We start from the raw sequence: 20,332 nt of genomic DNA on the forward strand, positions 1-20,332 counted from the left end.
TTAAGGTGGTTTGCGGCGGCTTCGGTATTGCGTTGCTCACCCCTTAACAGAGCGTTAAATGTACAGGTGATATTGTAATGGATGAGCTTTCTGAAAAAATAATTAATAGAACGGAAGAGTTGTTTGTAGATACAGTTAAACTTGATGTAGAGATAGTTCAAGACCGCTTGACATATATAACATGGCTAACTGCTTTGGCTGTAGCGGGATTCACCTTTGCAATATCTTCTTTTGAAGCGGTTGATATAAAGGCAGTTCCTGAATTACACGGCATTAAGCTGCACTTACTATCTGTGGTCTTAGTTTTCGTATCAATAATTATCGGCGTTCTAGCGAAGTATCAAGGTCATCAAACGCTTTATTATAATCGTGGTCTAATAGCGATAGCTAAGACACAACGACTCCCATTTTATAGAAAGCGTGTTGAAGAGGAACCTTTGAGGTTTAGTAACAAGTACCATCGTTGTGGGTACTTACCCGAAGAGCACCAGAAGCGTTTTCAATATTTTCAAAGAAAGACAAAGCGTTGGTACTCTGAAGAGCATTTATTATATGCCCAAGTGACAGTTTTTTTAATCGGTTATGCTGGCGTGGCTACAGTTTTGCTAGAGTTGTGGGAATACATTTAACAAAGCATTCAAGAGTGATTCCCAACGCTTGGCATTTTTCATTCCATCGTTGGGTTTTGTGTTTACGGTTGTATGGTTAGGTTTCGTGGTAGCGTTGCTCACACCTTAATGCGGCGTTAGCATGCAAATAGCGTCAATCAGGTTTTGAAGGATTATAATGAAACTTGTAACGAAAAGAGTAGAGAATTTAGGAACTCCTTCATCTGAAAATGGAGTTTTCTCAATGCTTAGTGAGCTCAGAAGAGAGCTTCTACTAGAGATTTCGGAAGGCGAAAAAAGGATAGGAAGTTCAGAAGAAATAAAAAGTTGGATTTTAGAGCACTATCAAGCCAACCCCTTAGTTGGTGATATGTATAATGCAATTTTAATGATAAAAAAAGATTTAGTTTATTCTGAAGGCGATTTACCACAGCTTGCGGAATGTAAGTCTAAGATATCTCAATTGGAAACATTACCTCTTCCTGAGTTTTGCTTTATAACTTCTCGTATTCAAGATGTAGAAAAAGGAGTGTTAATTCAAAGAGAAGAGCTTAAAGGCGCTGGTTTAGTCTATTCTATAACAATTTTCGATAGAGAGTACTTAACGAAGAAAGCAGTACGCCTAGAAATTCGAGTGTGTAAAAAAGAACCAGAGCCATTTGTTTCTCTTTTTACCATTAATGGCTGGACTCATATATCTAAGGAAAGTGTGCAATCAAATGAGTATGCCGTATTTGCTCTCCGATGTTTAATAGCCTATCACCGTTACGAGTATCCAGTATTAACAAAAGATTTAATAATTGTTGATGAACAAGATAAGCTTACTGATAATGACTATTTATTAGATTTAATAGTTAAGGCTCATAAAAATGAAATAAAATGCTATAAAGCAGAAGTTCCATTAAATATTATTAAGCCACGTGATATTGAATACGCATTATCTATTCCGAAAGAAAGAATTCAGTCTTACATTAACAAAATGTGTGATTTTGGCTTTTCTTTTTCTGAGTTGCTTATCTATGAAGATGGTAATGTTTTCATAACTGATGACGATTATCCTGTATACCTTGCTTATGCAGCAATGGATATTAGTATGGTTCCAGCGGTAATATTAGGTGAATTTAAGAACACTGATGTGAAAGTTTTGTCTGAGGGAGGAGGAGAGTTGATGCCTCCGATAGGTGTCGAAGAAATTGAAGACTCAGGTATTCCTATTAAAACTAAAGAACAAGCTCTTAGAGAGAAAATATCTAGTTTATGCCCCAAAATTTCTGATTCTACGAAACTGGAAAATAGATTTGTTCATTTCTGTAGACTAATTGGTAGTAGATCGACAAAAGAAAAAGAGCTACATGAATTTTTAAATAAAAATCCACAAATTTTAGATAGTCATATGGCCTCTATGTTCAGCGAAGTTAGAATAGGTCGCTATAGAGCAGACTTAGTTATACGTTATGAGCAAGTCGACAAAAAAGTAGTATTGGTTGAGCTGGAGCGTCATAGTGATAAAATATTTACGAAGTCCAACCGTATAAGAAAAAAAGTTACTCATGCATCTCAACAAGTGGAAGACTGGATTAACGAAATTAGATTAGGGACAAATAATGCACCGAAATGGTTAACGAATCAGTATAATCCTGAAGGTTTTGTCGTTATTGGTCGCTCAAAAGACCTCTCAGAAGACCAAAAACAAATTTTGTTTTCATTAAATGTGAATCGTAAGGTAAAGATAATAACCTATGATGATTTGTTGGAGCGAATGAAACGGCTTATGGGAATGATTGGTGGCTTAAACTAGTAAATGCATCTATGCCGTTATTAATATGTGTTCTGGCGTTCTAATAAGCGAATGCTAACAAATTGCTTAAGAGTGACAGCTAACCTTTGGCATTTTTGGTTTGGGTGAGTTTAGTGATTACGGTGGCTTTGCTTGAACTTAATGGTTGGTTAGCTGCACCTTAGCAAAGCGTTATGCGTACGAGCATGATTAGCTACTCTCTCTTATGGTAAAATTCGCATTTTGTTATAGGATCCCAAGATGAGCGATGAGCATTTTCAAGGTAAGTATGAGGTAGAGCTAAAGTACCGCCTTGAGTCGAAGACTAATTTCATGAATGTTTTGAAAAATATACCTCATGAAATAATGGTTGAGGACAATCTAGAATCCGATTGTTATTTTGATACTCCTGATAAATCATTGTATCAGCAGAATAAGAGTGTCTGTATTCGCACTATGAAGCCTTCGGGTATTAAGCTTTGGATTGTAAAAGGCCCTGAGGCAGACCGATGTGAAGCGACTAATATCACTGATGCAGAAAATGCTAAAAGTATGCTTGAAACTATGGGGTACGAAATTACGTTAAAGGCTACCAAAACTCGAAGTATCTATTTCGTTGGCAAGTTTCATATCACGGTTGATTCATTAGATGGTATTGGCGACTTTGCTGAGTTCGCTATCATGACAGACGATGAATCAATGCTAATTGCTTATAGGTCGGAACTTGAAGCCCTAGCTAGCAAGTTTGGGTTGACAGGTTCAGCATTGCAGAATAAATCCTATAAACAGATGTTCGAGGAAAAGTACGCATAACAAAGCATTTAAGAGTGATTCGCAACGCTTGGCATTTTCGCTTCGCTCAAGTATAGCCAAACGTCGCTCACACCTTAATGCGGCGTTAGCACTCTTTATGTCATAACAGTTTAAAGTAGGTGCTTTTATGCTCTAACATTGTTTAATTGATTTTTTGGTGTTATCTGAGATTCGGATAACTATATTCTAGCTAGTATTAAGGAGACTTTATGTCAACGGTATTTTCTGTTTCGTCTGTTGGTGAGTTACATGATCTAAATGTTAAATCAAAAAACGGGCGTCATTTTGTTATTGATATTATCAAGAAACAAGGTGGTCAGTTTTTTTCAAACGTCACTGTATATGATCCTTCACTCGCATCCTATGGTGTTATCTACGAAACAAGTCCTTCAACAACGTCTGCTAATGATAATTATCAGGCATCGATTCAACTTATAATGGCATATCTCGACAGTATCGATACTGCAGACTCTATTGTTGATATTCATAACCATTGTAATTGTCCTTTTGTATCTGAAAATGATCAAAATGTAATCTTGGCTAAATTAGCGATTCATCTATCTGTACGTGTGAACTGAGTGCTAACAAAGCATTTAAGAGTGATTCGCAACGCTTGGCGTTTTCGCTTCGCTCAAGTATAGCCAAGCGCCGCTCACACCTTAATGCGGCGTTAGGTATTCAGGATGAAATCAAATATTACAGTGAAATTTGCATGTTTAGATTGCAGGAAAGTGTTTAAAAAGCACAAGTACGATCAATCAAAAACTGGTGAATGGACAGAGGTAAAATACGAAGTCGTTTGTCCCCAGTGTAACGGTAAAACCTTCGAAACAGGTTCTGCGTTTAAAGCGCCTAAGATAAGTGATATAAAAGCTTGGGAGAAACTACGGCCATTATTTGAAAGTGGTTATAGGTTTAATCCAAATTTTGGTAATCCATTTACACAAGCTGGAGCGGTCGCGAACCACAAGCCAGTAGCAGTATCAAAGAAACCTGCGAGAAAGCGGGCTAAGAATACCTAACAAAGCGTTTAAGACAGATTCCCAACGCATGGCATTTTTCATTCCATCGTTGGGTTTTGTGTTTAAGGTGGTATGGTTAAGTTTAGTGGTGGCGTTGCTCACTACTTAACGCGGCGTTAGTACGGGTTTGACATCAAAGGTCACAAGTTCTGGTGTTTATCTGTTTTGGCGCTCGAATTTACACCTTTCAGTTAGTGCCTTTCACGTTCTATCCGGTGGCACTATATGTGGAGTGTTCGCTTTGATTTCACCGTTTACGGTTTCTAACTCTTAACCTATTTCTTTGGTGCTTCTTCATTTTCGTGGTGGCTTTTGAGAGAACCTTGATTACTTTTGTTGTGGCTGTTGAAGTACGAGGAAAGAATCCTTTTCTAATTTGAAGCAAGTGAAAGTAGGGCAGTTCAGTGCGTTTTTCTTCTAGCCAACTTTCGTCTTTCAATCGGGGTAAAGTTTTGTAGCTGCCCGTCTCACTTCAGTGTTCAAAGCCTTTCATATCATCTCAGTTTTCAATATCTTGGAGCGCATAAATAGAAGTAGCGCATGTACTAACAAATTGCTTAAGAGTGATTCGTAACGCGTGGCATTTTTACTTTGCGGTGGCTTATGTGATTAAGGCGCTGTGCGGTAGCTTTTGTATTGCGTTACTCACACCTTAGCAAGGCGTTATGTGCTTGGAGGAAAAATGAAATATTTTCAGTACTATGGAATCGACTGGGTTGCAATGGTACTTACGTTTCTTGCAATTTGGCAAATTGGAAATAAGAACAAAATCGGTTTCATTTTAATGATGTGCGGTAACACTAGTTGGGTAGCAGTTGGTTATCTTACTGGCAGTGTGGCAATGATAATTGCAAATATCATCTTTTTCTCAATGAACCTTAGAGCAATCATCAAATGGTCGACGCCAGAGAAAGAGCCTAAAGTTAGTGTTGCTGAGCAGTCATCTACAAGCTAGAAGTTCGCACATAACAAACTGTTCAAGAGGGATTCGCAACGCGTGGCATTTTCACTATGCGTTGATTTTAGTGATTAAGGTGGTTTGCGGCGGCTTTTGTATTGCGTTGCTCACCCCTTAACAGGGCGTTATATACCAGTAATCAAAAAGTCGATAGCAGCAATAATTTCGTTTCTAAACGTGCTTAGCTCATTGACTGGGGTCGTAAGGATTTTAGTTGGTACACTAGCCATTTGTTGAGTAAGAATCACAAAGTCACCTTCATCAATATGGATCGTAGGGCACAGGTGGCTAGGGGCTTTTTTCTCTAACAGCTCGATAGGAGTTAAGGGAATCACCAAGCGAGTATTCAGTGAATCTAGCAACTCGCTTTGGACATCGACAAAATATGGGTAAGCGCTTGCGGTGCTCTTATCGTTGTTTTTATAAAGCGTAAATTGTGCCATTAGAATACTCGGTATGAATCGGAAAATAGTCCGTGTTTTGCAGTTAAGTCGTTACAAGCTTCAATAGCTTCGGCATTTTGTTCTAGCCATTCGGCTTTCAATTGTTGTTTTACTTCCTTTTCCAAAGCCTTTTCCATTGTTGCTGATAGGTTGATGTTTAGGCGCTTAGCTTCGGCAAGTAACTCACTGTTTAGGCTAAGGTTTGTAGCCTTTTTAGGTGCATGTGTGCTATATGTGTTTCTCATAAAGTAATCCTATGCGTATTGATGGTGCGCATTGAGTATAGGTGAAAGCTAGGCATATAACAAATTGTTCAAGAGTGATTCGGCACGCGTGGCATTTTTACTATGCGTTGATTTTAGTGGTTAAGGTGGTATGCGGCGGCATCGGTATTGCGTGCCTCACACCTTAACAAGGCGTTATGTGACCAACTCACCACCTGTCCTATGCAGGTCTACAAGCAGACCCCAGAAACTGAATTTGCTCGCTAGTTTTCACATTTGGTCCAATTAGGATAATGCTGATGTCTCCGTTGGTATTTAAATAGGGTATCCCTTGACCGCCAGCCATGGCCTCATATTGCATCGTTCTAAACTCCATCTCATAGCCTTCAGCTATCAAGAAGTTACGAATTTCATATGCATACTTCTCAGCTTCTTGATCATTCATCGCAATTGAGAAGTCTACTTTCTTCTGAATATCTAAAGTCTTCAGCAACTCACGCTTAAGTTCTGATGTTAATGTGCGCTCTTGTGAGCCTAGTACAACTTTATGTGCTGTAATGCCGCCACTTTGGTTATGGGATGTTACGGATTGATTGTATTGAACTTGTTGTACATTTCCGTTGTTACGTTTTTTTAAGCTAGTAAAAATAATGGCAAGGCTTATACCGATTGTTACATAGGCAATTGGGGTAATTATGTAAGTATATTGCTCAACAGTGTAGGACAGTTTTTCTGGATCAATGTTAAAGGTGATTAGCCACTTGCTAATGTTTGATTTTACAGACTCTGGGCTGTTTTGTATCAAAATGAAAATTAGGCTAGTTAAAAATGCAAACAGTGAACCTTTCATATACATACTCCGAAGTTGAACATCATGAATGTTATCATATGCTGTATGGGTGGTAATGCATTTGGTAACATAACAAGCAATTTAAGAGGGATTCACAACGCTTGGCACTTTTGCTTCTACTTCAAATTTAGTGTTTATGGCACAATGTTTTAGGTGAGTGGTAGCGTTGTTCACCCCTTAATTGGGCGTTATGTGGTTTGGGAGAAAATGGACATGGACATTCCCGATAGATTCAAAAATGTAAGATACGTTTCATCCCGCATTCCAGGTTGCAAAGATGATTCCGACTTAACGCTTGGAGCTAACTGTCAGGTCTTTGCGTATAATCTGCTCAGAGACTTCGGTCTAAATCCACCTAACTACCGTTCTAGTGAACTGTGGAATGACTCAGAGTTGAGTGAGGTGGTCACTGAGTTTAAGCCGCTAGATATCATGTTGTACAGCGACTCTGCTGACTCATACGGAGCACACGTTGGAGTGTACGCCGGTAATGGACTCGTCTACCATCTGTCTTTGTCCAATGGCTTACCCAAGTTTGAGCGCCATTTAGACTTACTTCAACAAAGTAAGTATCGGTTTTTTATTGGTGCCAAGCGTATAAAGCAGTTTGGTGCATAACGTAAGCACGCACATAACAAACTGTTCAAGAGGGATTCGCAACGCGTGGCATTTTTACTATGCGTTGATTTTAGTGTTTAAGGTGGTTTGCGGCGGCTTCGGTATTGCGTTGCTCACCCCTTAACAGGGCGTTATATTCATCGGGAAAACTGGAGATAAATAATGATGAACATACAACTAGAAAAACCAGTCTTCTATCTTAATGAGTTTGCTTTGAGGTTTGAGTTAGGCCCTGATGACGTCGACATATGGTTGGATGACAACCAAAAAATTATAATGAAGAGTATTTTGAAATTGCGATGAGTAGAGCACTTAGTATCTATGAAGCAGCATTTAAACCTTCAGATAAGATCAAAGTGTGTTATCAAATTTTTTCCGATGGACGGAAGAAAATTAGAAAAAGTGACTACTTCTTTAAACTGTTCGAGCCTCTGTGTGGTAAAGCTTTAGAGTTTTCGGAACATCGAGATATTTATACCGAAGATCTAGAGTACAAAAGACACTGCTGGAAAAGAGTAACCATTTCCGATGTGTTCGTATCAGAGTTAAATATAAAACCGATCATTCAGGCTTGTATTGACGGAGACTTTGGTGATCGTGGACCAACCCTAGCAGGGCAGCTGTTTATAATTAATTGTGACAAAGAACTGATGTTTCACCTCTATGATGACCGAGGTCTAGATGTTGCCGCCAGCAGTAAATGGGCTCTAGAAGACCTCTATCAAAATCAGAACCAGTTGTTACTCGATTACGATAAGCAATATATGGATAGCTTGTTCAAATGAATATAACAAACTGTTTAAGAGTGATTCGCAACGCGTGGCATTTTCACTGTGCGTTGAATTTAGTGATTAAGGTGGCATGCGGCAGCATCGGTATTGCGTTGCTCACACCTTAACAGGGCGTTAGGCTTATATGGAAGATAAGATGGAAGAACTTTCTAAAAATCAGAAAAGGAAACTAAGAAAAAGTATTAAACATCAATTGGGGCTGTACTCATTTAGTGAACTTGAAACTTCTATTGTAGAGCGCTTAAATTTGGATCTACTGACCATGCTAGTTGCTCGGTTAAATACTTTACAAAAACGAACCAAGTGTATTCGTTGTAATAAGTTTTTTGATGGTGTAATACCTATGTTAGGGCATTGTCAAAGTGTTCACAAAATAGGCGAACCTAAACAAATTCGTACTAAGCCATTTAAGCTGAAAGCAGCTAAGAAAATACGCTCAAAAGAAGTAATTATTGAGCATAAAAGCGTTCATAGTAATCTTTTAGGCATAACAAGTAGTCGTGACTGGAAGAAAACAAAGTAAGCCTAACAAAGCGTTTAAGACAGATTCGCAACGCGTGGCATTTTTGGTTTTATTTAGTTCAAGTGTTTACGGCACAATAGTTTAGGTTCAGTGGTAGTGTTGCTCACTACTTAACGCGGCGTTAGGTGCTTGGAGAAAATCATGAACTCAAAGGAAGTCGTCCTAGCTTTTCGGGATGCGATGAAAACAAACGACTTTGCTAAAGCAAGCGAGTGGCTTAGCCCTGGTTTTGAGGGTTTCTGGCCGCAGTCTGGTGAACTCATTATTGGCCGAGACAACTTTACGGCTATCAATTCTTATTACCCAGCGAATGGTATTTGGGAGTTTACAATTCACTCTGTAGTTTGCGATGGTGAAACAGTTGTCACTGATGTATCAATTACAGATAGCGTCCAAAAAGCACGAGCTATAACTTTTCATACCGTTGAAAATGGCTTGATAAGTAAGCAAAAAGAGTTCTGGCCAGACCCAATGGAAGCACAGGCATGGCGGGCAAAATGGGTCAGATTAGTGCAAGATTAAGCTACGCACCTAACAAACAATTTAAGAGTGATTCGGCACGCGTGGCATTTTTACTATGCGTTGGTTTTAATGGTTAAGGTGGTATGCGGAAGCACCGTATTGCGTGCCTCACACCTTAATTGGGCGTTATACCCTAATTGGAAAGGAGGCACCCTCATGGTTTCAATAGAATTTTTAATTACTTCTTTTATTGTTGTCTTAATACCCGGTACAGGAGTATTGTTTACAGTTGCTACAGGGCTCTTCAATAGCAAACAAGCTAGCGTATTTTCTGCAATTGGTTGTACGTTTGGTATTGTTCCTTCACTTTTGGCGAGTGTGTTTGGGTTGGCGGCAATCTTCCATACTAGTGCGTTGGTATTTCAGGTCGTCAAATATTGTGGTTCAGCTTATTTGATCTATTTAGCATGGACTATGTGGAGGGCTTCTTCCCCCTTGTCACTGGACAAAAAGCCTGCAAATGCGAAGCTCAGAGATATTGCGTTAAAAGGTTTTTTAATTAATATCTTGAACCCTAAGTTATCAATATTCTTTTTAGCATTCTTGCCCCAATTTGTTTCGCCACAATCAGAGCAGCCTTTGTTTAGTATGCTAGTTCTTGGAGTGGTGTTTATGTTGATGACACTTTGTATATTTATTGTGTATGGCTTAATGGCTAGTACATTTAGTGAGTTAATTGTACGCTCAGAAAAAGCAAGTTTGGTTATTCAAAAAATATTTGCGGGTGGTTTTGCCGCGATGGGTTTGAAGTTGGCGTTAACAGAACGGGTATAACAAAGCATTTAAGAGTGATTCCCAACGCTTGGCATTTTTTATTCCACCGTTGGGTTTTGTGTTTACGGTGTAATGGTTTAGGCTAAGTGGTAGCGTTGCTCACACCTTAATGCGGCGTTATATTTTTCTGAGGTTTCGATGGAACAAATAATTTCTAGATCATTTGATGAAATGGTCGCGACTTACACCCGAACGCTAATAAACTTTTATCCAGCGCGAGGGAGTACTGGTTTCACAGAAGCCAACCAAGTTCATATCTACGTAAATGCCCTAATGAAATGTCTCGATGATGATAGAGCTGTATCATGGCTTGAGTTTCCGTGGGTTGAGAAAAAGCAGCACATTGATGGTTTTGTTTTTTCTCCTAAGCACAAAGCTGTTTTTTTCATTGAGGCAAAACGTTTATCTCACACAAAGAAAAAACAAGAAATTATAAACGATATTGAGCGTCTACATCATCGAGACAAAAAGTTCCTTCATGACAATGGGGTTACCGGTTTCGAAAGTGAATACGTAGTTGCTTTATCTGATGTTTGGCTTGAGACAAAGTGGAAACGTTCGATGCCTGAATGGTGGTGTGGGCTAAACAATGTACCGGAGCAAGTTGTGGCACATGGTTCACTTAGTACTCCAGATAGTACAATTCACAATAACTTGGTTGATCTAAATTGGCACCGAAGTACCCCATTTGCATACTGGATGGGTGAGCATTGTGAAAGCGTAAAAAACTACTGTTTACTGATGGCGGCATCAAAAATATAACAAACAGTTTAAGAGTGATTCCCCACGCTTGGCATTTTTGGTTTGGATTTGGTTTAGTGTTTACGGTGTTCAAATTGAGTGTCGTGCTAGCGTGGCTCACACCTTAATTGGGCGTTAGGAGTTTGCGCATGAAATTGATTTTTAGTGTCTCTTTAACATTGTTTGCATTCAGCTCTAACGGAGCAGAGCAAGTAACCACAAAAGATTTGTACGAGAAATTCAACATGAGAACTGTCTATAGCTCTTATGGTCAGAATTTAAAGTGGTATTGTGAAAGTTATCCTAGAGAGTTCTTTTCTACAGAAGAGGCTTCGTTTGTTTCTGATAGTCGACTTGAGTTAGTGTCAGGTGACAATGTTTGGATTTTCACTATTTCAGAGCCAAATATAGTTACTATTGGAAATCAGATAACATCGGGTACATATAACAGCGTCTCAACGTATGAGCTTTACTTTGACCCTCGGACTCAGGACTGGAGGGCAAATGAAACATATATAGACATACCGAAAGATTGTGAACGCTATGAATAAAACTCTTAGTATCAAGTTTGAAGTGCGACACTTAGAGTAGCTGCTCATAAATATACTCTGTTGGTGTCTTGTAACCAAGCCTTTGGCGTGGTCTGTTATTCAGTTTATACGCTATCTGGCTGCACAGTCTTTGTGTCACATGAGCCATTGAGGTTTTCTTAGGTAAATATTGGCGTATGAGTCCATTTGTATTCTCATTGGTCCCTCGCTCCCAAGAGTGGTAGGGCGTTGCGAAGTAAAACAAGCATTTATGCTTGTTTTCTATCTCCTGATATTGATTGAATTCTGTACCATTATCAGCAGTGATAGTTCTAAATGGTAAGTTTGAACGTGTAACGATCTCTGTCATTCTCGCGTTGAGTGATACAGTTGTTCGGTCATCTAGCTGTCCGATATAGGTGTAGCCAGTCATTCTGTCAACGAGAGTGACAATGCAGTGCTTAGTTCCGCGACCGATCACGGTATCTATTTCCCAATGTCCAGGTTCTAGGCGTAACTCAGCTTGTTTTGGTCGTTCTGTTATGTGCCTTTTAGCGGCAATTCTCCCCCTGCTATCTTTGGCGTTGTAGCGCTTACGTCTCTGTTTTGGTGATTGACGTAAATGTTTCCAGAGCATGCCTCCGTTGGCTTTATCGGTCCAAATGTGCTGGTAAATAAGCTCATGGCTCATCACTGGATAGCCATGCAAACGGCAATACCCAACGATTTGGTCAGGACTCCAATCGAGCATTATAAGCGCGTCAATAATTTTGAAATCGTGCTTGGTATAGCGCTTGTTACGCCGTGACCGGCTCAACCTGTTTCTAGCTCTTTGTTGTGCTCTAGCAGGCTGATAGGAAGGGTTAGGGCGATAGGCGTTGTATCGAGAGTTACGTTTAAATTCTCGGTAGATAGTGCTCTTGTGACGCCCTAGCTCTTTAGCGATGTTGACGACACTAATGCCTTGCTTTCTAAGTGCGGACATCATATACCTTTCATTCTCAGTGAGGTGTGTGTAATTCATGGTTTTTCACTTCTTGGCGGGAGTAAAATTTATGAATAGCACATCTCACTGTTTTAAATTTCAGGGGTGTCGCACTTCGTACTTGAATCCAAGACTCCTAACAAACTGTTCAAGAGGGATTCGCAACGCGTGGCATTTTTACTATGCGTTGGTTTTAGTGATTAAGGTGGTATGCGGCGGCTTCGGCATTGCGTTGCTCACCCCTTAACAGAGCGTTAGTTGCCAACGAGGAAAAACGTATCCAAAACAGAATGTTTAGGGCTAATGTCCATGTGTTTTTGACTAGGTTTAGCAATTCGGTTTTGAGTCATTTGGGTTTGCAAAAATCGCGCTTTGGTTTCTTTGGCTGTTAACTTTTCTGTTTCAGAAATCGATTTACTTGCTGAAAGTAAGTTCTGATACATTGTGTGCTAAAAAGCGCTTGTTGGTGTGGTTAATCCGTTTTCTACGGTGTTGTTTGTTCTAAGTGGTTTCAGTAACAGGCGCTTTGAAACTGAGCCTGATTTGAGTTTTTCAAAGTACATAAAGCTAGCGTTGGCAAAGCGGTAATTAACTTCAAATTAAAGCTTTAGGTTTGGCAACTAACAAAGCATTCAAGAGGGATTCACAACGCTTGGCAGTTTTGGTTTGAATTAGCTTTAGTGGTTACGGCACAATGGTTTAGGTAGGGTGGTGGCGTTGTTCACCCCTTAATGCGGCGTTAGGTAAATGGAGGAACAATGAGTTCGAGGGTAATTGAAGTTGTAGACTATCGACCTTCATGGGCCAATGAATTTAGCGATGAAAAGGTGTTGCTAGAATCGGCCTTGAATTCAGCTAATGTAGTGGCAATTCATCACATTGGTAGTACTTCAGTCAAAGGTCTTTGTGCGAAACCAATCATCGATATTCTTGTTGAAGTGAAATCACTAGAAGAATTGGATAAGAACAATAATCTGATGGAGTCGCTTGGGTATGAAGTTAAAGGTGAATTTGGTATAGCAGGTAGGCGTTATTTTCAAAAAGGTGGCATACAAAGAAGTCACCAAGTACATGCTTTTTTAGTTGGGTCTCCAGAAGCAAATAGGCATATTGCATTTCGTGACTACTTGATTCAATTTCCAGAAATAGCGTTGCATTATGGTAATTTGAAGCGAGAAGGTGCTTCAATTTGTAACAACGATATTGGTGTATATTGCAATCATAAAGACAGTTTTATAAAGGAGCATGAGGCAAACGCACTACGCTGGAAATTTACCTAACAAGGCGTTTAAGACGGATTCCCAACGCTTAGCATTTTTGGTTTGCTTCAGCTTTATTGTTTACGGCACAATACTTTAGCTGTAGTGGTCTGCGTTGCTCACCACTTAACGCGGCGTTAACTGTATTGAGTTGGTATGGAGATAGTCAATGAAAACATGCTATGAATGGCTTATTGGTCGTAAAGATGAAACCAGTGTTATCGGTGATCTCGCTAATGATGTCATAGCGGATGAATGCGCCCCTACCGGGCAGAATTCATATAAATTCTGGCTTGAGCATTTACAAAAACACGGTGCAATTGATGAAGCCAAATCAGCTTTAAAGTCAGCTTGGTTTGAGTATCTAGAGTCAAGAAAAGCGAATGGCTTTAAAGGGTGGTTAACTCTACAAATTAATAGATCAGACTTGGTTGGCGACTTAGCTAAAGACGTTGCTAATGATAAAGAAACTCCTAAAGGTAAAGGCAGTTTTCAAAAGTGGCATGATTATCTCTTATCAAAAGGTGCATGTGATGGGGCAATTGAAGCTTTAAATATCGCTTGGGACAATTATAAGTATGATCTAAATCCGTCAGTAGAGCCGGAGTACGAATACAGTTAACAAATTGTTCAAGAGGGATTCGCAACGCGTGGCATTTTTACTATGCGTCGTTTTTTAGTGATTAAGGTGGTATGCGGCGACTTCGGTATTGCGTTGCTCACCCCTTAACAAGGCGTTATGTGTCTATTAAAAAGAGGATGTCGTGAATATTCAGAAGGCAGAAGAAAAAGACGTAGATTTCTCTCGAGAAGAGTTTGAGAAAAGTCTATTAGATGAAATGAGTAGAGAGAAGCTTCATGCTGAAGAAGAGTTACTTAAGCTAAAGCGCTTATATCAGGAGAAGTTAGAAAGAGAAGTTAGCTATCGCAATGCTAAGATTAAGCAGTACTTTATACTTTCAGTTGCTATATCTGTCTTAATCGTAATTATGACAGTTGGTTACTATGTTTTTGTTTTTCAAGCAAAGCAGCAAGTAGAATTCAAAAATAGCTTACAAAATGAAGTTCTTTCGCAGTTTTCCAGTATCGAAGTAAATGCAGAGTCATCGTTGCAAGAGTTTGCAACTGCTTCTAATACCCTTGATTTCCAGTTAAAAAGTATCTCTGACATAGTTGATTCCGGTGTTTTTGATAAAAATACAAATGCGGCGAGTGTTGCTCTGTCTGCGAAAGTTGCCATTATTGAAGCTAAACTAAATGCAATTCAAAGTTCTAATGTTATTGAGAAAGTTGCAAACATTGAAAGTTCAATTAAAGGGGACCCAATAAAAATGTTATCGATCCCTTTGCTAAAAAACGACCTGAGTAACTTAAAAGCTAACTATGAGAGAGATCTATCTAGGTTGAGGGGAGAGATTGATAGAACAAATTCGCAACTTGGCTTTTTTGCTACAACGACGATCTCACTATTAATCGCTATTTTTACAGCCTTGATTGCCCCAATGTTGTTAGATTTCTTTAGTAGAAAGCGTGAAACAGACACATAACAAATTGTTCAAGAGTGATTCGGCACGCGTGGCATTTTTATCATGCGTTGGTTTTAGTGGTTAAGGTGTTATGCGGAACCTTCGGTATTGCGTGCCTCACACCTTAACAAGGCGTTATGTGTCAATGGGTTTCTAAACAGAGTGAGAAAGATAAAAATGCAGTTTATTTGGGAAGTCTCGGACGTAGAAATAGATACCTTGTTACCTCAGTGGAAATGGTTGCTTAATCCTACAGGGAAACCTTTGTATCTAACCATCATGGGGGACTGGCTATTTGGTGAAGTGGATGGCTCAATTTCATTGTTATCGGTTTTAGATGGTACCTATGAAACAATTGCTTCGGACTTTCATGAGTACAATAACATGAATAAATCACAAGATTAGCGTGATAATGTCTTTTTAACTAGTTGGTATGACTTGGCGCTCGAACACGGGCTACAACCAAAACAAGACGAACGCTTAGGTTGGAATCTGCATCCAATTATTGGTGGTGAGTTTTGTATGGAAAATTTGCAAGTATTTACTACGAAAGTATATCAATCACTAATGTCTCAGTTGCATTTTCAACTTCAGCACGCAAACACATAACAAACTGTTTAAGAGTGATTCGCAACGCGTGGCATTTTTACTATGTGTTGCTTTTAGTGTTTAAGGTGGTATGCGGTGGCATCGGTATTGCGTTGCTCACACCTTAACAGGGCGTTAGTACGGGTCTGGCATCAAAGGTCATAAGTTTTGGTGTTTATCTATTTTGGCGTTCGTCTTTACACCTTTGAGCGTGTGCGTTTCACGTTCTTTCCGGTGGCACTATATGCGGAGTGTTTGCTTTTATTTCTCCATTTACGGTTTCTAACTCTTAGCCTATTTCTTTGGCGCTTCTTCTCTTTCGTGGTTTTTACTACGTCAGAATTGTCTTTCTTTGGTACTGCCGTTGGAGTTAGAGGATCGAATCCTTTTCTAATTTGAAGCCTGTGAAAGTAGGGCAGGTCAGTGCATTTTTCTTCTAGCCAACTCTCGTCTCTTAATCGAGTTTAAGTTTTGTAGCTGCCCGTCTCACTTCAGCGTTCAAAGCCTTTCATATCATGCCACTTTTCAATATCTTGGGGCGCATAAATAGAAGTAGTGCATGTACTAACAAATTGCTTAAGAGTGATTCGTAACGCGTGGCATCTTTACTATGCAGTGGCTTAGGGTGACTAAGGCGCCGTGCGGTAGCTTTTGTATTGCGTTACTCACACCTTAGCAAGGCGTTATACGCTTTGAGGAAATAATCGAATATGAACAAATTAGTATTCAGAGTTTGTGACGATAGCAGTCCTTACTGGACTGATCTGGAAAGGTTATTTCAAAGTGAGTGGGCTGACTTTTCGTTTGCAGATACCTACAAGCCTGAATCTGAACTTCCTCCGGTTATTCTCGCTTTGAGAAACAATGAGGTTATTGGCGGTTTGGCTTATTCTCGATTCCGAGAGCCACATGGCAATTCAGAAGTAGTGTGGTTAAATGCTGTTTATGTTTCACCTGACTGGCGTGGTCAAGGCATTGCGAGTGAATTGATAAACCGAGGTGTTAGCCAAGTATCAGCAACAACTCAAAGTAATCTGTATGCTTATACTCATATTGTACCGTTGTATGAGTCTTTGGGCTGGTCAGAAGTTGACATTGAAAGTGAAGTAAATCATAAGGTTATGAAAGTATCGCTCTAGTGTTAGCACGCGTATAACAAAGCATTTAAGAGTGATTCGCAACGCTTGGCATTTTCGCTTCGCTCAAGTATAGCCAAGCGCTGCTCACACCTTAATGCGGCGTTATACGCTTTATGGAAAATAATACAAAAAGGACGTTATGAAGTTATCAGAATTACAAAGTCATATAAAAGAATTCGATTATGCGCCAGAGCAATCTGAACACTATTTTTTAAAACTAATCGAAGAAGTTGGCGAATTATCGGAATCTATTCGTAAAGGTAAAAGTGGGCAACCAACGCTAGATGAACTTAAAGGTTCAATCGCAGAAGAGTTATATGACGTCTTGTATTATGTTTGTGCTTTAGCCAATATTCACGGTGTAAACCTTGAGAAAACGCATGAACTAAAAGAAGTTCTGAATAAGGTTAAGTACAACCGCTAGAACGCGTATAACAAATTGTTCAAGAGGGATTCAGCACGCGTGGCATTTTTGGTTTGCTTCAACTTAAGTGTCTACGTCACAATACTTTAAGTGCAGTGGTCTGCGTTGCTCACCACTTAATGCGGCGTTAGGCTTCAAGGAGGAAGTTGTTAGTGCTGAAACGACACTGGACATCAGAAAATCTGGTCTTCTCTGAGTTTTCAAATGATGAGGCGCATTTAGCCAAGTCAATTTTTGACAGTAACTCAAACGTAAAGGTATTGGATCCAACGTTTAGAGAATGGCCTTTAGCTGAATATGAAAAACTGATCAATGAAAGTTGTCGGTCAAAATTACCTGATGACCAAGAAGCATTTTACCTAAGAAAAATCAGTACTAAGAAAGATGAGGTGGTTGGTTATGTGCAGTTGGAATTTCATGCTCCTTCTGACGGTACTCTTTGGCTCCCAATGTTAACTATTCTCCCGAGTTTTAAGGTAAGGGCTTAGGCTCAGAAATTGTTAGTAGTGTCATCGCAGTAGCCCGTGAATATACAAAGATTCAGCGCCTAGGTTTAAATGTTTATGTGGAAAACATCCCTGCTTTTAGGTTCTGGTACAAACAAGGTTTCACACAAATCCGGGCTTTCGAGCCAGAAATAGAATTAGGCAAAGAGTACAATTGCTTAGTGTTATATCGTGAGTTAGAAGCCTAACAAAGCGTTCAAGAGTGACTCACAACGCGTGGCATTTTTGATTTGCGTTGAGCTAAGTGACTACGGTGCTTTGCTGAAGCTTTTGTATTGCGTTGTTCGCACCTTAACGCGGCGTTAGCAAGCTTAAAGGAGTAAGTGTATGTTTTCGCATTACATATTATATGTATTGAATCAAGAAGCGAGTTCCAAATTCTATGAACATGTATTGGGTTTAACCCCAGTATTGGACGTTCCGGGCATGACAGAGTTTCAGCTAAGTAACAATTGTAAGCTAGGTCTGATGCCGTATGCGGGCATAAATAAACTATTAGGTATGGACTGCACATCCTCTAGTGAAGCTTGCCTTAATCCTAGTTCAGAGTTGTACTTGGTAGTAGATAATCCTCATGATTACCACAAACGTAGCTTGAACTTTGGCGGCGTAGAATTGAGCCCGGTACAGGAAAGGGATTGGGGGCACATTGTAGGTTATAGCAAAGATATTGATGGTCACATCATAGCCTTTGCAAAACCTTGCTAACAAAGCATTTAAGAGGGATTCACAACGCTTGGCAGTTTTGGTTTGAATTAGCTTAAGTGTTTACGTCACAATGGTTTAGGTTAGGTGGTGTCGTTGTTCACCCCTTAATGCGGCATTATATGCTTTAGGGATTTCTGAACAGGATGTTTTTGATACTAGCAATATTGGGTGCTATCTACCTATTATTTAAGCTGTACCAAGAAGGCGAAGAGATAGGTTGGAATAGAATTTTAGTTACTATCTTTTTTTTCAGCTATTCAGCTCTGTATTTGTATGTACCACCTTTCTTAGGCATGAATAACCAATATGCAGGTAAAATGTACGAATTAGTTCCAATCGGATGCTATTTCATGGCTTTACTTCCCGATATGGAAGAAGCAGAAACTGAGGCGAAAGCCTTCGTATTTTTCGCTTGGTGTGGTCTTATTCTCATAGCATCTTTCTTGGTTTACTTTAAGTTGTATGTGTGGTGATGGGTGCCAGTACGCATATAACAAACTGTTCAAGAGGGATTCACAACGCGTGGCATTTTCACTATGCGTTGGTTTAAGTGATTAAGGTGGTATGCGGCGGCATCGGTATTGCGTTGTTCACCCCTTAACAGGGCGTTATATTTTCGGGGGAGATATGAGTTTAGTCGAAGATTTTCTAAGTGAATTTTGTGAAATCGAAAAGTACTTACGTGTACTAACCAATAGCGACGAACACAAGTCATTTAGCAAAATGCTACAAGAATCTAAAACAAAAAATAGAGTCGTCAGTCGCTATATTGGTGAACTGGGCACGTTTGCAAGTTTAAGAAACTTGCTAAGCCATGAAAGATTTAGTGGTGCACATGTAGCATCACCCTCAGAACAAGTCGTTGAACGTATAAAAGAACTTAGAGCAAAAATAATTTCACAGCCTCGGCTATTGAAACTGTGCTCAGTTGAACTCTTAACTTTCGACAAGTCGGATACTATTCAAAAAGTTTTGCTCGAAATGAGGAAAAATGATTTTTCACAGGTCCCAATTCTATCGGGGGGCACTTTGTTTGGTGTGTTGTCGTCAAATACGATTTCTAGATGGCTTGGGTCTGATGCTTTTGAAGGTCTTTTCTGTACATCGGAAGCAACGGTTGAAGAAGTTATGGCACATCAAGAGTTTTCTGACAATTACGAGATTTTACCGCAAGATCAAACTTATGGTAAGGCAGTGGCAAAGTTTGAAAAAGCGACATCAACAGGTAAGGCTCTGGATGCAATTTTGATCACGCACTCAGGCAAACCAGAACAAAAGTTGCTCGGTATAGTTACAATGGCTGACATGCCTAAGATTATGAGTGAGCTGTACTAAAAATATAACAAACTGTTTAAGAGTGATTCGCAATGCGTGGCATTTTTGCTATGCGTTGTGTCTAGTGTTTAAGGTGTTATGCGGCGGCATCGGTATTGCGTTGCTCACCCCTTAACAGGGCGTTAGCACTGGGTTGGCTTCAAAGGTTAAACGTTTCTGTGTTTATTGGTTTGTTTTCCTAGCTTTACACCTGATCAAATGTACCTTTCATGTTCGCTCCGGTGGCACTATATGCGAAGTTTTCGCTTTGACTTCATCGTTTACGGTTTCTAACTTTCGGGCTATTTCTCTGGCGTGGTTTCTTTGGCGCCGAGAGGTTTTCGGCAAAACAAGTATTTCTTTGTCGCTATTGTTCAAGTTCCAAGCCCGTATTCTTTGCTAATTTGAAAGCGGTGAAAAAGGGCAGTTAAGCATGTTTTTCTTCTAGCCAACTTACGTCTTGAAGTTTGTTTTTAGTTTGGCAGCTGTCCGTTTGGTTTTGGTGTTTTATGCCATAAATTTAGTGCTATGTTTTAATGCTTTGGTGTGTTTCAAAGGCTTTAAGAGCAGCGTGCTAACAAACAATTCAAGAGGGATTCGTAACGCGTGGCATTTTTACTATGCGTTAATTTTAGTGATTAAGGCGGTTTGCGGCGGCATTGGTGTTGCGTTACTCACCCCTTAATTGG

At 39.7% G+C, this 20,332-nt stretch carries 29 protein-coding genes; 25 read left to right on the top strand and 4 right to left on the bottom strand.

Going from position 1 to position 20,332, the window contains the following annotated elements; translation table 11 throughout:
• The first annotated feature begins 77 nt into the window (after nt 1-77).
• The 6 genes from J4N40_RS06975 (at nt 78) to J4N40_RS07005 (ending at nt 5,175) form a co-directional block, all read left to right on the top strand.
• Entirely contained in the window at nt 78-629 is a 552-nt protein-coding gene (locus J4N40_RS06975) for a hypothetical protein (protein WP_054730956.1), read from the top strand.
• Between the two features lie 157 nt (nt 630-786).
• A complete protein-coding gene (locus tag J4N40_RS06980) occupies nt 787-2,406 on the top strand; it encodes a Shedu immune nuclease family protein (protein ID WP_250156752.1) in 1,620 nt (539 codons plus the stop codon).
• Nucleotides 2,407-2,646: 240 nt separating this feature from the next.
• Nucleotides 2,647-3,198 (top strand): class IV adenylate cyclase, encoded by a 552-nt coding sequence (cyaB, locus tag J4N40_RS06985; protein ID WP_115386074.1) that lies wholly within the window; start codon nt 2,647-2,649, stop codon nt 3,196-3,198.
• 209 nt (nt 3,199-3,407) lie between these two features.
• The gene (locus J4N40_RS06990) at nt 3,408-3,776 is read left to right on the top strand and encodes a hypothetical protein (RefSeq protein ID WP_064354094.1); all 369 of its coding nucleotides are present in this window, start codon (nt 3,408-3,410) and stop codon (nt 3,774-3,776) included.
• Between the two features lie 105 nt (nt 3,777-3,881).
• A complete protein-coding gene (locus J4N40_RS06995; RefSeq protein ID WP_054702865.1) occupies nt 3,882-4,220 on the top strand; it encodes a hypothetical protein in 339 nt (112 codons plus the stop codon).
• A gap of 682 nt (nt 4,221-4,902) precedes the next feature.
• Nucleotides 4,903-5,175: a nicotinamide mononucleotide transporter gene (locus J4N40_RS07005; protein WP_054702819.1), complete on the top strand. Its 273-nt coding sequence runs from the start codon at nt 4,903-4,905 to the stop codon at nt 5,173-5,175.
• 128 nt (nt 5,176-5,303) lie between these two features.
• Here the strand turns inward: J4N40_RS07005 and J4N40_RS07015 are convergent, their stop codons facing one another.
• The 3 genes from J4N40_RS07015 to J4N40_RS07030 all read right to left on the bottom strand — a co-directional run bounded on the left by J4N40_RS07015 (nt 5,304) and on the right by J4N40_RS07030 (nt 6,695).
• Complete coding sequence (locus tag J4N40_RS07015) at nt 5,304-5,621, bottom strand: CcdB family protein (RefSeq protein WP_095482530.1); 318 nt, start codon at nt 5,619-5,621, stop codon at nt 5,304-5,306.
• Nucleotides 5,621-5,866, bottom strand: a complete 246-nt coding sequence (locus J4N40_RS07020) for a type II toxin-antitoxin system CcdA family antitoxin (protein WP_038140558.1) — start codon at nt 5,864-5,866, stop codon at nt 5,621-5,623. Before J4N40_RS07020 ends, J4N40_RS07015 begins: the two co-directional genes overlap by 1 nt.
• A gap of 199 nt (nt 5,867-6,065) precedes the next feature.
• Entirely contained in the window at nt 6,066-6,695 is a 630-nt protein-coding gene (locus J4N40_RS07030) for a hypothetical protein (RefSeq protein ID WP_171346329.1), read from the bottom strand.
• Between the two features lie 213 nt (nt 6,696-6,908).
• Here J4N40_RS07030 and J4N40_RS07035 point away from each other — a divergent pair, with 213 nt between their 5' ends.
• From J4N40_RS07035 to J4N40_RS07085, 7 genes are all read left to right on the top strand, one after another.
• Nucleotides 6,909-7,313, top strand: a complete 405-nt coding sequence (locus J4N40_RS07035) for a hydrolase (RefSeq protein ID WP_250156753.1) — start codon at nt 6,909-6,911, stop codon at nt 7,311-7,313.
• 299 nt (nt 7,314-7,612) lie between these two features.
• Nucleotides 7,613-8,098, top strand: coding sequence for a DUF3885 domain-containing protein (locus tag J4N40_RS07045; RefSeq protein WP_115386070.1), 486 nt, complete (start codon nt 7,613-7,615; stop codon nt 8,096-8,098).
• 142 nt (nt 8,099-8,240) lie between these two features.
• The gene (locus J4N40_RS07055; protein WP_115386069.1) at nt 8,241-8,627 is read left to right on the top strand and encodes a hypothetical protein; all 387 of its coding nucleotides are present in this window, start codon (nt 8,241-8,243) and stop codon (nt 8,625-8,627) included.
• A 141-nt stretch (nt 8,628-8,768) separates the two neighbouring features.
• On the top strand, nt 8,769-9,149 hold the full coding sequence (locus J4N40_RS07060; RefSeq protein ID WP_171346330.1) for a nuclear transport factor 2 family protein: 381 nt from the start codon (nt 8,769-8,771) through the stop codon (nt 9,147-9,149).
• 156 nt (nt 9,150-9,305) lie between these two features.
• Entirely contained in the window at nt 9,306-9,923 is a 618-nt protein-coding gene (locus J4N40_RS07070) for a LysE family translocator (RefSeq protein ID WP_115386067.1), read from the top strand.
• A gap of 138 nt (nt 9,924-10,061) precedes the next feature.
• Complete coding sequence (locus J4N40_RS07075; protein ID WP_115386066.1) at nt 10,062-10,685, top strand: hypothetical protein; 624 nt, start codon at nt 10,062-10,064, stop codon at nt 10,683-10,685.
• 128 nt (nt 10,686-10,813) lie between these two features.
• On the top strand, nt 10,814-11,215 hold the full coding sequence (locus tag J4N40_RS07085; protein ID WP_115386065.1) for a hypothetical protein: 402 nt from the start codon (nt 10,814-10,816) through the stop codon (nt 11,213-11,215).
• A gap of 31 nt (nt 11,216-11,246) precedes the next feature.
• Here J4N40_RS07085 and J4N40_RS07090 read toward each other — a convergent pair whose 3' ends face one another.
• A complete protein-coding gene (locus J4N40_RS07090) occupies nt 11,247-12,218 on the bottom strand; it encodes an IS30 family transposase (RefSeq protein WP_050550131.1) in 972 nt (323 codons plus the stop codon).
• A gap of 719 nt (nt 12,219-12,937) precedes the next feature.
• Between J4N40_RS07090 and J4N40_RS07100 the strand changes: the two genes are divergently transcribed.
• From J4N40_RS07100 to J4N40_RS07180, 12 genes are all read left to right on the top strand, one after another.
• Nucleotides 12,938-13,459, top strand: a complete 522-nt coding sequence (locus tag J4N40_RS07100) for a GrpB family protein (protein ID WP_029824562.1) — start codon at nt 12,938-12,940, stop codon at nt 13,457-13,459.
• Between the two features lie 148 nt (nt 13,460-13,607).
• Nucleotides 13,608-14,060, top strand: coding sequence for a YozE family protein (locus tag J4N40_RS07105; protein WP_115386064.1), 453 nt, complete (start codon nt 13,608-13,610; stop codon nt 14,058-14,060).
• Nucleotides 14,061-14,202: 142 nt separating this feature from the next.
• Complete coding sequence (locus J4N40_RS07115; protein WP_047104427.1) at nt 14,203-14,985, top strand: hypothetical protein; 783 nt, start codon at nt 14,203-14,205, stop codon at nt 14,983-14,985.
• A 156-nt stretch (nt 14,986-15,141) separates the two neighbouring features.
• Complete coding sequence (locus tag J4N40_RS07125) at nt 15,142-15,369, top strand: hypothetical protein (protein ID WP_240701394.1); 228 nt, start codon at nt 15,142-15,144, stop codon at nt 15,367-15,369.
• Nucleotides 15,370-15,402: 33 nt separating this feature from the next.
• Nucleotides 15,403-15,573: a DUF1851 domain-containing protein gene (locus J4N40_RS07130; RefSeq protein WP_240701393.1), complete on the top strand. Its 171-nt coding sequence runs from the start codon at nt 15,403-15,405 to the stop codon at nt 15,571-15,573.
• Between the two features lie 689 nt (nt 15,574-16,262).
• A complete protein-coding gene (locus J4N40_RS07145) occupies nt 16,263-16,691 on the top strand; it encodes a GNAT family N-acetyltransferase (RefSeq protein WP_115386062.1) in 429 nt (142 codons plus the stop codon).
• Between the two features lie 139 nt (nt 16,692-16,830).
• A complete protein-coding gene (locus J4N40_RS07150; RefSeq protein WP_017448465.1) occupies nt 16,831-17,115 on the top strand; it encodes a MazG nucleotide pyrophosphohydrolase domain-containing protein in 285 nt (94 codons plus the stop codon).
• Between the two features lie 152 nt (nt 17,116-17,267).
• On the top strand, nt 17,268-17,603 hold the full coding sequence (locus tag J4N40_RS07155; protein WP_240701358.1) for a hypothetical protein: 336 nt from the start codon (nt 17,268-17,270) through the stop codon (nt 17,601-17,603).
• A 23-nt stretch (nt 17,604-17,626) separates the two neighbouring features.
• The gene (locus tag J4N40_RS07160) at nt 17,627-17,809 is read left to right on the top strand and encodes a hypothetical protein (protein WP_318098552.1); all 183 of its coding nucleotides are present in this window, start codon (nt 17,627-17,629) and stop codon (nt 17,807-17,809) included.
• A gap of 205 nt (nt 17,810-18,014) precedes the next feature.
• The gene (locus tag J4N40_RS07165; protein WP_229604136.1) at nt 18,015-18,329 is read left to right on the top strand and encodes a VOC family protein; all 315 of its coding nucleotides are present in this window, start codon (nt 18,015-18,017) and stop codon (nt 18,327-18,329) included.
• 143 nt (nt 18,330-18,472) lie between these two features.
• Complete coding sequence (locus J4N40_RS07170; protein ID WP_025590471.1) at nt 18,473-18,802, top strand: hypothetical protein; 330 nt, start codon at nt 18,473-18,475, stop codon at nt 18,800-18,802.
• A gap of 154 nt (nt 18,803-18,956) precedes the next feature.
• Complete coding sequence (locus J4N40_RS07180) at nt 18,957-19,664, top strand: CBS domain-containing protein (protein WP_170960366.1); 708 nt, start codon at nt 18,957-18,959, stop codon at nt 19,662-19,664.
• Nucleotides 19,665-20,332: the final 668 nt, after the last annotated feature.

This window comes from Vibrio sp. SCSIO 43097 (assembly GCF_023650755.1).
GTDB classification, from domain to species: domain Bacteria; phylum Pseudomonadota; class Gammaproteobacteria; order Enterobacterales; family Vibrionaceae; genus Vibrio; species Vibrio alginolyticus.

Coding starts and splice junctions, on each gene's coding strand:
- J4N40_RS07070 (WP_115386067.1), top strand. CDS start 9,306: ATGGTTTCAATAGAATTTTTAATTACTTCTTTTATTGTTGTCTTAATA.
- J4N40_RS07045 (WP_115386070.1), top strand. CDS start 7,613: ATGAGTAGAGCACTTAGTATCTATGAAGCAGCATTTAAACCTTCAGAT.
- J4N40_RS06975 (WP_054730956.1), top strand. CDS start 78: ATGGATGAGCTTTCTGAAAAAATAATTAATAGAACGGAAGAGTTGTTT.
- J4N40_RS07015 (WP_095482530.1), bottom strand. CDS start 5,621: ATGGCACAATTTACGCTTTATAAAAACAACGATAAGAGCACCGCAAGC.
- J4N40_RS07020 (WP_038140558.1), bottom strand. CDS start 5,866: ATGAGAAACACATATAGCACACATGCACCTAAAAAGGCTACAAACCTT.
- J4N40_RS07180 (WP_170960366.1), top strand. CDS start 18,957: ATGAGTTTAGTCGAAGATTTTCTAAGTGAATTTTGTGAAATCGAAAAG.
- J4N40_RS07060 (WP_171346330.1), top strand. CDS start 8,769: ATGAACTCAAAGGAAGTCGTCCTAGCTTTTCGGGATGCGATGAAAACA.
- J4N40_RS07090 (WP_050550131.1), bottom strand. CDS start 12,218: ATGAATTACACACACCTCACTGAGAATGAAAGGTATATGATGTCCGCA.
- J4N40_RS07055 (WP_115386069.1), top strand. CDS start 8,241: ATGGAAGAACTTTCTAAAAATCAGAAAAGGAAACTAAGAAAAAGTATT.
- J4N40_RS07030 (WP_171346329.1), bottom strand. CDS start 6,695: ATGAAAGGTTCACTGTTTGCATTTTTAACTAGCCTAATTTTCATTTTG.
- J4N40_RS06995 (WP_054702865.1), top strand. CDS start 3,882: ATGAAATCAAATATTACAGTGAAATTTGCATGTTTAGATTGCAGGAAA.
- J4N40_RS07150 (WP_017448465.1), top strand. CDS start 16,831: ATGAAGTTATCAGAATTACAAAGTCATATAAAAGAATTCGATTATGCG.
- J4N40_RS06980 (WP_250156752.1), top strand. CDS start 787: ATGAAACTTGTAACGAAAAGAGTAGAGAATTTAGGAACTCCTTCATCT.
- J4N40_RS07075 (WP_115386066.1), top strand. CDS start 10,062: ATGGAACAAATAATTTCTAGATCATTTGATGAAATGGTCGCGACTTAC.
- J4N40_RS07145 (WP_115386062.1), top strand. CDS start 16,263: ATGAACAAATTAGTATTCAGAGTTTGTGACGATAGCAGTCCTTACTGG.
- J4N40_RS07170 (WP_025590471.1), top strand. CDS start 18,473: ATGTTTTTGATACTAGCAATATTGGGTGCTATCTACCTATTATTTAAG.
- J4N40_RS07100 (WP_029824562.1), top strand. CDS start 12,938: ATGAGTTCGAGGGTAATTGAAGTTGTAGACTATCGACCTTCATGGGCC.
- J4N40_RS07085 (WP_115386065.1), top strand. CDS start 10,814: ATGAAATTGATTTTTAGTGTCTCTTTAACATTGTTTGCATTCAGCTCT.
- J4N40_RS07005 (WP_054702819.1), top strand. CDS start 4,903: ATGAAATATTTTCAGTACTATGGAATCGACTGGGTTGCAATGGTACTT.
- J4N40_RS07035 (WP_250156753.1), top strand. CDS start 6,909: ATGGACATTCCCGATAGATTCAAAAATGTAAGATACGTTTCATCCCGC.
- J4N40_RS07125 (WP_240701394.1), top strand. CDS start 15,142: ATGCAGTTTATTTGGGAAGTCTCGGACGTAGAAATAGATACCTTGTTA.
- J4N40_RS06990 (WP_064354094.1), top strand. CDS start 3,408: ATGTCAACGGTATTTTCTGTTTCGTCTGTTGGTGAGTTACATGATCTA.
- cyaB (WP_115386074.1), top strand. CDS start 2,647: ATGAGCGATGAGCATTTTCAAGGTAAGTATGAGGTAGAGCTAAAGTAC.
- J4N40_RS07105 (WP_115386064.1), top strand. CDS start 13,608: ATGAAAACATGCTATGAATGGCTTATTGGTCGTAAAGATGAAACCAGT.